Genomic DNA, 12,788 nt, shown 5'->3' with positions numbered 1-12,788 from the left:
GGCGCCGATGACCACCGTCCTGCCCGATCTCGACGGGTCCCCCACCGGCGCGCTGACCTTCCGCGGGCGACTCCCTGGAGTCGCGTGCGACCCGGCGCTGCCTGCGGCCGAGGAGCCGGTGCGCCTCGACGTGGCCGCGTTTGTGGGCTTCGCCGCGAAGGGGCCGCTGCACACGCCGATCGCCGTGGCCGACGCGACGCAATTTGCCGCCGTCTTCGGTGGCGACCTCGCGCTGGCCCAGGAGCAGCGCACGCCCGTGCAGGCGCAGCTCCCGAGCGCGGTGCGGGCCTTCTTCGACAATGGCGGGCGCCGCTGCCACGTCGTCCGGGTCGCGGGGCCGGCCGCGGTTCCCGGACGCTGGCAGGTCCCCGGGTTGCAGGTCTGGCAGGCGGACGGAACGACCAAGGACGCAGTCGTCGAGTCCGCGTGGCCCGGAGCCTGGTCGGTGGGCACGACGGTTCGGGCCGAGCTCCTCACCCGGGCGCTGCCGGTGGTCGGCAACTACACACGGCGTACGGCGGAGCTGCCGGGCCTGCTGCCCGTGGGCAGACTGGCGACCGCAAGTGTGCAGGCAGGTGACCTGCTCCGGCTCGACGCGTCAAGTGCCGGTCTCTATGTGCGGGTGCTCGCGGTCGACGCCGGGGCCGGCACGGTGTCCACCGACTTCGAGGTGACCTTCGACCTCTCGGATCCGACGGTGCCCCAGCCAGCCCTGCTCGCCCTGCTGCCCGACGATGTTGCGCTCGACGAGGTGCGCCTGCACCGGCTGTGCCTGGTGGTCGGTCATGGTCACGTCGACGAGTCCCGGGTGCTGGCCAAGGACGACGACCTGGCCTTCGGCGATGCCTCGGTCCCGACCACCCTCGCGATCCGGCCGTCCTGGTCCGGGATCCTCCAACCAGCCGGCGATGGCGGTCCGGACCTCACCCGATCCCAGTTCCTGCGCCAGGACGCCGACACCACCACGGCGTTGGCGAACGGCGTCGCGGTACCCGTCGCGATGGCGCAGGCGGCGTCGGTCGCACCTCCCGACGACGACCTGCCGGCGCCGCTGCAGGTCGGCACCGACGACCTCGACACCTTCGACCCGGCCGCGGACTGGGCGTGGTTCCTCGAGCCGGAGCTGGCGACGGACACGGTGTTCAGCCTGGTGCCGCACGCGGAGCAGCTGACCGTGCTGAGTCACACCCCGCGGCGCCTGCGCGGCATCCACGCCCTGGTCGGCATCGACGAGGTGGCGATGATCTCGGTCCCCGACGCGCTCAACCGGGGCTGGATCCCCTTCGCGGCACCCCCGCCGCCGGAGCCACCGCCGGAGCCTGAACAGGAGCCGGAGAACTGGTCGGACTTCCACTGCTGCTCCGACAATCGGCCCGAACCGGTGGCCGAGGAGCCGCCCGAGCCGCCGACGCCGGTCGACCTGCTCCCGATGCTCGACCCGGTCGCGTCCTATGACGATGCCGGGCTCCGCAGCATCCAGGCGGCTCTGGTGGTCCTGTGCGCGGCCACCGCCGACCGGGTCGCGATCCTCAGCGTGCCGAAGCACTTCGACGTGGTCGACACCCTCGCCTGGCGAGCCCGCCTGTCGGCCGAGTCGCGCATCGCCGACGGCAACAACACCGGCACGTCACCACTTGGCTATGCGGCCTACTGGCATCCGTGGGTCTCGGTCGTCACTGACCAGCAGGGCACCCGCTCGGTGCTGCGCGACGTGGCTCCCGACGGCGCCGCGGCCGGCATGGTCGCGGCCCGCGAGCTGGCGCGCGGGGCCTGGTTGGCGCCGGCCGGGATCCCCCTTCGGGGAGTCGTCCGGCTGGCCAGCCCGCAGCCGCTGAGCGAGCAGGACCAGAAGCGGCTCTTCGACGCGCACGCCAACCTGTTCACCCAACACCCCGGCACCTTCACCGCCCTCAGCGCGCACACGATGACCGGAGACCCGCAGGTCCTCCAGCTGAGCGTGCGCCGACTCCTCATCCTGCTGCGGAAGATCTGTCTGCGACTCGGCGTGCGCTACACCTTCGAGATCAACAACGACCGCTTCCGCCAGCTGGTCCGGATGCGGTTCGACCGGATCCTGAACGCCCTGGTCCAACGCGGTGCCATCCACGGATTCCGGGTCGAGGTCGCGGGCGGGGTCAACACCCCCGAGGACCAGGACGCCGGGCGCTTCATCGTCGTGCTCCGGATCGCCCCGACCAGCCCGATCGAGTTCATCACCGTGACCCTCGTCCGCACCGGCGAGGGCCTCCTCGACGTCCTGGAGGGCTGAGATGGCGATCGACACGCACCCGCTCACCACCTTCCGGTTCGAGGTGGTGCTCGACCTGGACGAGCCCACTGCAGGGCTCGAGAGCCCGCTGTGCGAGGCGGCCTTCGCCGAGTGCGACGGGCTCGACCTGACCATGACCCACAAGACCGTCGAGTCCGGCGGGGTCAACGACCGGCAGCAGCACCTGATCGGCCCGATCGCCAACGGACAGCTCACGCTCAAACGCGGCATGACCCACAACACCCAGCTGTGGACGTGGTTCAGCCACGGCACCCGGCCCGGCTCGGTGCTCACCGCACACGGGGAGATCACCCTGTGGACCGCTGCCGGTGACGCCGCCACGCAGTTCACCGTGCTCGGCGCTCTCCCGGTCAAGATGCGCGCACCCAGCCTCAACGCCCGCGACGGCCTGGTCGCGGTGGAGGAGCTCACCTTGGTCTATGAGCAGCTGGTGGTCGGACCGGCAGGCTCGAACGCAGGCTTCTCGATCGGTGCGTCCGTCGGCTTCAGCGCGGGCGTCTCGGTCTCCGCGAGCGCCGGGATCAGCGGGGGCGTCAGCGCTGGCGCGGGCTTCGGCGTCGGGGCCAGTGCGAGCGCCGGGATCAGCGGGGGCATCGGCGGGGGGTTCGGCTGATGGGCACCGCGCAGATCACCGAGTGGGACCTCGACAAGGGCACCGCCATCTCGGGCGGCATCGACTTCGTCGTCGACTTCGACCCCAAGAGCCTGTCGTTGACGCACACCCCGACCGGTCCCACCCAGGGCACTGCCCCCACATCGTCGGGCACCTACAGCTCGGCCCCGACCCAGCAGACGGGCTCGAGCAGCAGCCTGTCGTTCGAGCTCACCTTCGACACCTCACGGGACGGGTCGTCGGTGCAGGCCCGAACCGACCAGCTGGTGATGTTCACGAAGCCCACCCCCAAGAGCGACAACGCCCCCGCACGCAAGGTGCTCCGCTTCAGTTGGGGCGCGTTCCTCTACTACGGGACGGTCACCTCGCTCAGCCAGACCATCGACTTCTTCTCCGACGTCGGCGTCCCGCTGCGCGCGGACGTGCGGATCTCGCTCAGCGAGGTCGCCCCCGCCGATCCCGCCAGCGCGGGCGACGGCAGCGGCGGCTTCGGCGGCGCGATCGGGGCCTCCGCCTCAATCGGTGCGTCGGTCGGTGCGTCGGCCTCGTTCGGCGCCTCGGCCTCCTTCGGGGCCAGCGCCTCGGTGGGCGCCAGCGCCTCGGCCGGGGTGTCGGCCGGTGCCTCCGTCGGTGCCTCCGTCGGGGCCTCCATCGGGGCCTCCATCGGGGCCTCCATCGGGGCCTCGGCAGGAGTGGGGACGACGCCGCTCACCATGAGCGCGTCCGGCGAGAGCCTCCAGGCGATCGCGGCGCGCACCGGCGCCAGCTGGCAGGCGGTGGCCGCAGCCAACGGCATCGACAACCCGCGGCTGCTGCCGACGGGGACCGTGCTCGACGCGAGCGCACGAATCGACGTGGGATGAGGAGTCGACGATGCCGGTGATCATCAACGAGGTCGAGGTGACGAGCATCGCGCCTGAGCCGCTGGCGCCGGCCGCCGAGCCGCAGGCAGCCCCCGGTCCCGACATCTCCCGGTCGCTCGGGGCGTGGCAGCGGGCACTCGCCGTACGCGCCGATCGGCTGAGGGCCGACTGATGCCGACCCTGTCGTTGTATTCGTCCACGCCCAAGCTGGTCGTCGGCGGGCAGGAGATGCTCGCCGCCCGAGAGGACCTGCTCTCGCTGAGTGTCGATGAGGACATCTGGGGCATGAGCTCCCTGGAGGCGCGGCTGATCAACGTCCCCCGAGACCGCACCTCGCGCAACTATCCCTACCTGGACCGCGGGACCTTCGACTTCGGAGCCGAGGTCACGGTGAGCCTCGGCCCGGCGCACGACGAGACCGAGCTCTTCGCGGGCCGAATCAGCGCCCTCAGCGCCAGTTTCACGGAGGCCGAGGCGGTCACCTTCAGCTTCTGCGCCGAGGACCGGCTCCAGGACTTCCGGCTCGCTCGGCGCACCCGCACCTTCAGCGACGTCTCAACCGCCGACATCGCCGAATCCCTGGCCGCCGACCACGGCCTCACTCCCTCGATCGACCTCGACGGCCCAACGCGTCGCGTGGTCAACCAGCTCAACCTCAGCGACCTCGCCTTCCTGCGCGACCTCGCCCGAGCCGACGGCGCCGAGGTTTGGCTGGACGGCGGCGGCCTCCACCTGCAGCGGCGCGTGGACCGCGACGTCGGCACCGTCACCCTCAGCTATGGCGCCAGCCTGAGCGCCTTCCACGTCACCGCCGACCTGGCCCACCAGGTGAGCGACGTCGCGGTGACCGGCTGGTCGGTCGCCGACAAGGACGTCATCGAGGAGACCGCCGACTCCGGAGACCTGGGCGCGGAGTTGGCCGGCGGCGACTCGTCGGGCTCCGACGTCCTGGCCGAGGCGCTGGGCGAACGGCACGAGCGTCTCGTCCTCGCCGAGCCGCTGACCACCGAGGACGCCCGGGGCCGGGCCAAGGCGGCCTATCTCGAGCGGGCGCGCCGGTTCGTGACCGGCACCGGCGTCACCGACGGGACGCCGGGCCTCCGCGTCGGCTCCCGCGTGGCCATCGACCGGCTGGGCGACTTGTTCTCGGGCGAATACCGGGTCGTGCGCACCAGCCACCGCTTCGACCTGGTCAACGGCTATGGCACCGAGTTCGACGTCGAGCGAGTCGGGATCGGGGCGGTCTCGTGACGATCCACCTGCTGCCGGCACTCACGCCGCCGATCAACAACCCGGGCACCGGGCGGTGGTACGGCGTCTATCCCGCCACCGTCAGCGACAACCAGGACCCCGACGGCCAGGGCCGGGTCCGCGTGGTGCTGCCCTGGGCACCCGACGGCTCCGAGTCCTATGACGCGTGGGCGCGGCTCGCGACCACGATGGCCGGCAACGCGCGCGGCACCTGGTTCATCCCGGAGATCGACGACGAGGTGCTGGTCGGGTTCGGTGCGGGCAGTCCCGACCACCCCTATGTCGTCGGGGCGCTCTGGAACGGCCAGGACGCGGCACCCGAGGCCATCGACAGCGACAACAACATCCGCGCCATCGTCTCGCGCGGTGACATCCGGATCGTCTTCGACGACCACGACGGCGCCGAGGTGCTGACCCTGTCGACGCCGGGTGGGCGCAAGGTCACCCTGTCCGACGCGGGCCAGACGCTGCGGGTCGAGGATCCGCTGGGCAACTCGGTGGAGCTCGCCTCGAGCGGGATCACCGTGCAGACCAGCGGGAAGCTCAGCATGAGCGCCAGCACCATCGACATCAGCGCGTCCACGATCACGGCCAACGTGCCGATGTCGACGTTCAGCGGAGTGGTCAAGGTGGACACCCTGCTCGCCACCACGGTGGTGAGCTCGGCCTACACCCCGGGCGCTGGGAACGTCTGGTGACCGCCGTCGCGATCGCTCCACTCGGCCGCCGCGAGGTGGTCCAATGGCTGGCGCCCTCCCCGCTCTGGGACAGCGGACCCGTCGGGACCGCTGCCGCCGGACTGCTCAACCCCTGGATCGCCGAGCTGAAGACCGACACGTTCGTCGACGACTTCCTCGGCCTGCTCGCGGGCACCGCGGGATCTCCCGCCGACCTGGCCGACCTGGCCCCAGAGACGACCGTGGGCGGGGTGTCGACGGCGCCATACCGACTCTTCCAGCCGCTCAGCCAGCGCTACTACTTCGTCGCCGCCGAGCTCGTGTGCCGCCGCCCCGGGATCCCCGACCACGTCGTCGGTGCGGGTGAGTCGGCGTTCTTCGTGATGCGACGACTCCGCGCCAACGGCACCGAGGAGGGCTTCGTGCCGGGCTCGGGCAAGACCGGCAGCTGGCTGCCCGCGGGAGCCGGCCTCCTCGACGGCGAGCAGCGCCATCCGATGCTTCCGGCGCCCGTGGCCCCCTACGCCGCGGCCGGATCGACGACCGCCGCCCTGGGTCTCGGCCTGGAGTCGGGGTCGGGCCGCACGTTGTTCTATGGCTACATCCCGGTCGGGGTTCGCGAGACGTTGGCGCGCCCGATGCCGGACCCGGCCAAGAAGCTCGCCGAGCTGATCACCACCCCGGCGCCGCCGGGCGGCTGGCCCGACCCGATCCACAGCTGGCTCCACCAGCGCGTCATCGACCCGTGGCGGCGGATGCTTCCCCCGCTCCCAGCACCGGCCAACCCGAGCTATGCCTCGCTCTTCCTGCTGCTCGACCTCGGCGACTGGCTGGCTCAGCACCTGTCGACCGTGCACCAGGCGATCGTCGGCGGCGGCAGCCTTACCGGGGCGGTCGGCGACCTGCTCGACGCCCTCGAGGACGTCGACGTCCCGCTCCAGGGCGGCGGCAGTGTCACCCTGCGCGCGGCCTTGGCGGCCACCGTCCCCTTCCGCCCGCTGGTGACCGGCGCCGAGATCGCCGGACCCAGCACGAAGTATCGCCTCGACCAGGTCAGCGGGTTGGGCTCCTGGCTGGCCGGCCCCACCTCGGCGACCAGCCTGTCCGGACTGGCCCGGGCCGCACTCGCGGTGGCGCCCGAGGCGCCGGTAGTGCCGCCCGAGCTCGAGGGGATGATTCTGGAGCGTGAGGAGCCACTGCCCGGCGCACCCGCAGGTTCGGGGACGACCTATGTGATCCGGGTCGTCTATGACCACGCGCCGTGCGAACCCGTGATCAGTGCACCCACGCACCGGTTCGAGCTGGCCCGAGCCCTCGACGCGGACGCCCCGGCGCGCAAGATCTTGCTGCAGATGCCGGATGTGACGAACATGCGGCAGTTCGACCGCGGGGTCGCCATCGAGCTGCCACCGGGGCTGCAGCGAGCGCTCGACCGGGTGACCCCGGAGATGCTCAAGGGCGACCCGATGGGACCCGACAACGGCATCGCCCTCGGGTGGATCTGCTCGTTCTCGCTGCAGATCATCTTCCTGGTCGCCTTCATCGTGATGTTCATCTTCTTGTTGCTGCTGAACATCGTGTTCTTCTGGATGCCCTTCCTGAAGATCTGCTTCCCGGTGCCGGTGCCGACCAAGACTCCGCCCGGACCCACGCCATGAGCGGCCTGACTGCCGACGGCGTCCTGTATGGGCGCGGCATCTCCTTCCCACCCCGGGTCGGCCCCGACGGCGGCCTGGTGTGGTCGGCCGGCGAGCTCAACGTCCGCGAGTGCATCTGCACGATCCTGCGCACCCGGCCCGGAGAGCGGGTCGAGATGCCGGCCTTCGGCTGTGGGTTGGACCGCTATCTCTACGAACCCAACAACGTGGCAACCCTGCGGCTGATCAGCGAGGACGTGCAGCAGTCGCTCGCCCGTTGGGAGCCGCGCATCCGCGTCGACGGTGTCACCGCGTCGGTCAGCCCGGCCGATTCCCGTGCCGTCGACGTGACCATCGCCTACACGCTCGTCGCCACCGGCATTCGCGAGCGCATGCAGCTCACTGTCAGCGGCTCAGGCGAACTGGAGGCATCGTGACCATCCCCATCCCGGCCCTCGACGACCGGTCCTACGCCCAGCTCGTGCGCGAGGTGCGGGCTCGGGTGCCGGTGCACACGCCCGAGTGGACCAACCTCAACGAGAGCGACCCCGGTGTCACCATCCTGGAGCTGTTCTCCTTCCTGACCGAGAACCTCCTCTATCGGGGCAATCGGATCCCCGAGGCCAACCGGCTGAAGTTCCTGAACATGCTCGGCATCGGCCTCCAGCCGGCCTCGCCGGGCGTCGGGCTGGTCACGATCAGCAACGACAAGGCGCCGTTGCCGATGCTCCCCGTGCCCGTCGGGAGCGAGGTGCGGGCCGGCCAGGTGCCGTTCCTGACCGCCAACCCGGTCGCCGTCTTGCCAGTGACGGCCGCGGCCTACTACAAGCAGCCGCAGCAGCTCGACGCGGCGACCCTGGCGCACTACCAACTGCTCTATCAGACCTTCCTCGAGTCCGACGCCGACGTCCTGACCTTCTATCGGTCGGTCTCCCTGGACCCGCCCGCGACCGGCAAGCCGGACCCGGTCGTCGACCTCGGCGATCAGCTCAACGGCACGATCGACCGCTCGCTGTGGGTGGCGCTGCTCGGCCAGGCCGGCCGGGAGTCGGCGGACGTCCGCCGAGCGATCGCAGGCCAGACGCTGTCGATCGGCGTCTATCCTGAAGTGGCGCTGCCCGGGAAGGTCCTCCCGCCGCTCCACACCGACGTCGGCAGCCTCGACCCCGGGCTCGTCGTGGAGATCGCCGCACCCGAACCCGATCCGACCGACCCCCTGGACGTCGCGGGTCAGGGCCTCGGGGTGGGGGGCCCGCGCTACACGCGCCTCCCGGTCACCTATGCCGAGCCCGTGCTCGAGTCCCCCGGGCTGATCCACGTGACGCTCCCGGCCTATGAGCAGCTCCTGCTCTGGGAATTCGACCCGGAGGAGGACGGCACCGGGGACTTCCCGCCCCGCATCGACGACGCCGCCGTCGCTCGCCGGGTGGTCACCTGGGTGCGCCTGCGCTATCCACCCCTGGCGGAGGAGGTCGCGACAGCGGTCACCGCGGCCCCTGTGCCTGCCGTCGCGGCCGGGCACCACGCCGTGGGCTCCGGGTCATCGGGCTGCGGGTGCGGCGCCGGCCAGGGCGCCGGGTCGGCCCCGAGCGCGGCGGCGGGCGCCGTCGCAGAGGTCGTCGTCGCCGAGAGCGCACCCGCCATGCCCGACCTGTCGATGGCGGGCTGCTGCTGCGACGGCGACGGGAGTCCCTTCCCGTCCGCGCCGACCAGCGCAACGGCCACCGCGACCGGCCGGATCACCTGGGTCGGGGTCAACGCGACCCGGGTCGTGCAGGCCGTGGCGGTGCGCCAAGAATCACTCGGCCTAGCGCCGGGGACGCCCTTCCACGTGGTCCGGCTCGCGAACACGCCGGTGATCGGGGCACCTCTCCCCGCCGTACCCCACGTCACGGGGGTGAGCGTCGAGGTCCAGGAGATCGACGGCACCTGGGTCAGCTGGCACCAGATCGACGACATCTTTGCGGCCGGGCGCGAGGAACGTGCCTACACGGTGGACGCGGCAACGGGCACGATCACCTTCGGCAGCGGCCTCTCCGGCCTGCGGCCGACGCGCGGCGCCCGGATCCGGGCGTCCTATTGGTATGGCGGCGGGCCGCAGGGCCAGGTCGCGATCGGTGGGATCAAGAAGAGCGTCGCCCTGCCCGGCGGGTTCGCGGTGGCCAACCCGGTGCCGACGTGGGGTGCGAGCGCCGGCGAGAGTGTCGCGGACGGCGAGGCCGCCATCACCCGGTGGCTGCGGCACCGCGACCGTCTGGTCACCATGGACGACTTCACCGACCTGACCCGACGCACCCCCGGGGTCGACCTGGGCCGGGTCGAGACCCTGCCGCTGTTCAACCCGACGGTCAGCGGGCCGCCCCAGGACTGGCCGGGCATGGTCACCGTGATGGTGATCCCCCGGTCCGACCCGGTCCGGCCGAAGTCCCCACTGCCCGACCGGCTGTTCCTCGACGCGGTGTGCACCTGGCTGGCCCCCCGGCGGCTGGTCACCACCGAGCTGCACGTGCGCGGGCCGGTGTATATGCCGGTGTGGGCATCGATCGGGGTCGTGCCACTCCCCGGCCAGGTGCCCTCGATCGTCGAGCAGGCCGTGACCCGGGCGGTGGAGGAGTTCCTCTCGCCGCTGACCGGAGGCCTGCCCGAGGAGACCGTCGACGACGGGCTGATCCGGACGACCCGCCCGTCCAGTGGGACCGGCTGGCCCCTGGGCGTGAGTCTGCGAGCACAAGACATCGAGGCGGTCGCCACCCGCGTTCTCGGGGTGCGGTACGTCGACAAGGTGCTGCTGGCCACGATCGGACCGGACGGCTCGGTGCTGTCGCCTGTCGACACGATCGCGATGTCCGGTCTGGAGTTGCCCGCGGCCACAGTCTTCTGCGGCCCGCCACCCGCCGTCGACCCGGCGACCCTGATCGCCGGCAGCCAGGCGATCAGCACGCACATTGTCCCTGTCCCTGTCGTCCCGGACACGTGCTGAGGCCGCCATGGATGTCCAGGGATCGCAGTTCCACCTGCTGCACGACCGGCCCGACTGGGCCAGGTGCGTCGACGACGTGTCCGGGCACACCCTGGCCGCGCACTGGGCAGGCACACCCGGCGTCGGTTCGTCCGCCTGGGAGCACGACGACGACAGACTGGTGCTGCGGCTGCGCCGGGAGACCCCGCTGTTCCGGCGGGCGGGAGGCAGCGAGTCGCTCGATGTGGAGCGTCGTCGTGGCGCAGGCCGGGACGGCTATGGCAATTGGTTCTGGATCGACGAGACGCGCACCTGCATCTGTTGGCTCCCGGCCGGCCAGCGGTGGGCCGCGACGTGGTGGTCGGTCAGCGACCTCGACGCCGCGTGCACCTGCAGCGACAGCCCGGTCACGAGCGGCTTCACGAGCGTCTGCATTTGCCCTCCCTCGCAGCTGCAGCTGAGCGGGCTCGCCGTCACCACCCACCACTACCTGCTCGTCGGCTACACCTCCCCGATCGACGCTGGCGCGGCCGAGGCCGGGCTGCTCGTCTTCGACCTGCAGGCCGGTGGGGCGCCGCTGCGGATGCTCTGGCCGCCTGGCTTCCAGCCTTGGGACCTCAGCGACACCCCCGACGGTGGCGCGTTGGTGCTCGACCGAGAGGCCGGCTGCTATTGGCGGCTCGACGAGCACCTCCGGCTCCGCGGCCAACAGCCGAGTCACCCGATCGGATTCACCCCGACTGACGGCTCGGATCCCGTGGTGATCAGCGGGACCGTGATCCCGGCACCGCTGGTGCTGCTGGACAAGGACGGCGACCCGGTCCACCCGATCAGCATCGAGCCGGGGCCCGGGGGCAGCGTGCTCGTGATCGACAGTATGGCGTCGCGCGATCACTCGGTGCTCTTTTGCTATGACGGCGTCACCCTGCGGTGGCAGAGGCCGCTGAAGGACGTCGTCCAAGTGGTCGATCCGGACGATCCCGAAGCGCAGTCCACCCTGTTCTCAGTCGTCGCACACGACTTCGCCTACGACCTCATGCACGCCGGGGCCGGCGGCCCGCTCGACCCGCCCATGCTCTATGTCGCGGACGTCGCCGGCGACCAGGTGATCGCCTTCGCCCTCGACCCCGACACCGGCGAGGTCATCGCCCGCGACGAGTTCCTGCCGCTGCGCCGGTGGGCCGAGCGCGCGCTCGTGCGCACGCCCGACGGCGTCCACTACGACTTCGGCGAGCGGTGGATCAGTCTGCAGGTCTTCAGTGAGTGCCGGTTCGTCGCCTCGGGGACGCTGCTCACTCCCATCACCTTCGGCGACGAGCCGGGACTGCCCGGCGACAGCTTCGACAGCGGAACCCCTGCCTGCGTCTGGCACCGGCTGCTGCTCGACATGCACGTCCCGACCGGCACCTCGGTCACCGTCCGGGCTCGCGCGGGCGACGACCCGACGCTGCTGCGGCTGGAGACCTGGCTCATCCAGCCGGTGCCCTACCTGCGCTCGGGCGGCTCCGAGCTGCCCTGGACCGACCCCTGGGCGGACCGGCGCGGAGACGTCCGAGATCCGGCGCCCCTGCCCGAGGGGATGGGTACGCACGAGCTGCTCTTCCAGAACGTCGTCGGCCGCTACGTCCAGCTCGAGCTCACCTTCACCGGCAGCGGTCGCGCAACGCCCTGGCTGCGCTCGCTGCGAGTGTGGTATCCGCGGTTCTCCTACCCCGAGCACTACCTCCCCGCGGTCTTTGCCGAGCACGACGGCCCCGACCGGTTCCTGGAGCGGTTCCTGGCAAACCCCGAGGGGGTGCTCACCGCCCTCGAGGAGAAGATCGAGCACAGCCACCTCCTGCTCGACAGCCGCACCGCGCCCGGCCCCGACCTGACGTGGCTGTCCGCCTGGTTCGGTCTGGCCCTCGACCCGCTGTGGGACGAGTCGCGGCGACGGTTCCTGATCCGCCACATCGACCGCTTCTATCGGATCCGCGGCACCGCCCTCGGGGTGGTCGCGACCCTGCGGGTCTATCTCGAGCCCGTGGTCGACGAGGGCGTGTTCCGCTCCGCGGCCTTCGGCACCGGCGGCATCCGGGTCGTGGAGCGGTTCTTGACCCGCGACACCGGCGGAGTGTCGTACGGCGCCGCAGCCGACGCCCCCGTCCCGGACCTGCGCGCCCGGGTGCGTGCGGCGGCACACCGCTTCGAGGTCCTCGTCCCGCAAGGCCTGTCCGATCAGGACGTCGCCATGGTCCAACGGATCGTGGAGCTGGCTCGCCCAGCCCACGCGGCGTTCAGCCTGCGCCACTACTACGAGCTGTTCGTGATCGGCCAGGCCCGGCTGGGGCTCGACACCGAGATCGGGCACGCCCCGTCCTACGTCCCGGTGAAGACCGGGAGCACCCCGCTGGCGGCCGGTCACCTGGCCCATCCGCACCCCTTCGACCTCACGGACCGGATCGTCTCCGACCGCGACCGGGTGGCACGCGGCTCAGGAGCGCCGGTCCTGTGACACA

General features: G+C 71.5%; 10 protein-coding genes. All 10 read left to right on the top strand.

The features are described 5' to 3' along the window. Positions 1-7 precede the first annotated feature (7 nt). The 10 genes from VNJ48_RS06510 to VNJ48_RS06465 are packed head-to-tail and all read left to right on the top strand — an operon-like array spanning position 8 to position 12,784. A complete protein-coding gene (locus tag VNJ48_RS06510) occupies positions 8-2,269 on the top strand; it encodes a phage tail sheath C-terminal domain-containing protein (protein ID WP_325600294.1) in 2,262 nt (753 codons plus the stop codon). A 1-nt stretch (position 2,270) separates the two neighbouring features. Then, a complete protein-coding gene (locus VNJ48_RS06505; protein ID WP_325600292.1) occupies positions 2,271-2,903 on the top strand; it encodes a phage tail protein in 633 nt (210 codons plus the stop codon). Next, positions 2,903-3,766 (top strand): LysM peptidoglycan-binding domain-containing protein, encoded by an 864-nt coding sequence (locus tag VNJ48_RS06500; protein ID WP_325600290.1) that lies wholly within the window; start codon positions 2,903-2,905, stop codon positions 3,764-3,766. The genes VNJ48_RS06505 and VNJ48_RS06500 overlap by 1 nt, the downstream gene beginning before the upstream one ends. Before the next feature lie 10 nt (positions 3,767-3,776). After that, positions 3,777-3,938: a hypothetical protein gene (locus tag VNJ48_RS06495; RefSeq protein WP_325600288.1), complete on the top strand. Its 162-nt coding sequence runs from the start codon at positions 3,777-3,779 to the stop codon at positions 3,936-3,938. Further along, complete coding sequence (locus tag VNJ48_RS06490) at positions 3,938-5,017, top strand: phage late control D family protein (protein WP_325600286.1); 1,080 nt, start codon at positions 3,938-3,940, stop codon at positions 5,015-5,017. Before VNJ48_RS06495 ends, VNJ48_RS06490 begins: the two co-directional genes overlap by 1 nt. Beyond that, positions 5,014-5,715, top strand: coding sequence for a phage baseplate assembly protein V (locus tag VNJ48_RS06485; protein ID WP_325600284.1), 702 nt, complete (start codon positions 5,014-5,016; stop codon positions 5,713-5,715). Before VNJ48_RS06490 ends, VNJ48_RS06485 begins: the two co-directional genes overlap by 4 nt. Further along, positions 5,712-7,352 (top strand): hypothetical protein, encoded by a 1,641-nt coding sequence (locus tag VNJ48_RS06480; protein WP_325600282.1) that lies wholly within the window; start codon positions 5,712-5,714, stop codon positions 7,350-7,352. Before VNJ48_RS06485 ends, VNJ48_RS06480 begins: the two co-directional genes overlap by 4 nt. Beyond that, on the top strand, positions 7,349-7,768 hold the full coding sequence (locus tag VNJ48_RS06475; RefSeq protein WP_325600280.1) for a GPW/gp25 family protein: 420 nt from the start codon (positions 7,349-7,351) through the stop codon (positions 7,766-7,768). The genes VNJ48_RS06480 and VNJ48_RS06475 overlap by 4 nt, the downstream gene beginning before the upstream one ends. Further along, positions 7,765-10,311, top strand: a complete 2,547-nt coding sequence (locus VNJ48_RS06470) for a putative baseplate assembly protein (protein WP_325600278.1) — start codon at positions 7,765-7,767, stop codon at positions 10,309-10,311. The genes VNJ48_RS06475 and VNJ48_RS06470 overlap by 4 nt, the downstream gene beginning before the upstream one ends. Positions 10,312-10,318: 7 nt before the next feature. Next, positions 10,319-12,784 carry a phage tail protein gene (locus tag VNJ48_RS06465; protein WP_325600276.1) on the top strand — a complete coding sequence of 822 codons (2,466 nt, stop codon included), beginning with the start codon at positions 10,319-10,321 and terminating at the stop codon, positions 12,782-12,784. Positions 12,785-12,788 lie beyond the last annotated feature (4 nt).

This window comes from Nocardioides sp., from assembly GCF_035576065.1.
Classification (GTDB): Bacteria; Actinomycetota; Actinomycetes; order Propionibacteriales; family Nocardioidaceae; genus Nocardioides.
Note: the sequence above shows the minus strand (reverse complement) of the source record. Positions and strands in the feature narration are given on the sequence as shown.

Excerpts from the sequence above, each read along its gene's own strand:
- VNJ48_RS06510 (WP_325600294.1), top strand. The coding sequence starts at position 8 with ATGACCACCGTCCTGCCCGATCTCGACGGGTCCCCCACCGGCGCGCTG.
- VNJ48_RS06505 (WP_325600292.1), top strand. The coding sequence starts at position 2,271 with ATGGCGATCGACACGCACCCGCTCACCACCTTCCGGTTCGAGGTGGTG.
- VNJ48_RS06500 (WP_325600290.1), top strand. The coding sequence starts at position 2,903 with ATGGGCACCGCGCAGATCACCGAGTGGGACCTCGACAAGGGCACCGCC.
- VNJ48_RS06495 (WP_325600288.1), top strand. The coding sequence starts at position 3,777 with ATGCCGGTGATCATCAACGAGGTCGAGGTGACGAGCATCGCGCCTGAG.
- VNJ48_RS06490 (WP_325600286.1), top strand. The coding sequence starts at position 3,938 with ATGCCGACCCTGTCGTTGTATTCGTCCACGCCCAAGCTGGTCGTCGGC.
- VNJ48_RS06475 (WP_325600280.1), top strand. The coding sequence starts at position 7,349 with ATGAGCGGCCTGACTGCCGACGGCGTCCTGTATGGGCGCGGCATCTCC.
- VNJ48_RS06465 (WP_325600276.1), top strand. The coding sequence starts at position 10,319 with ATGGATGTCCAGGGATCGCAGTTCCACCTGCTGCACGACCGGCCCGAC.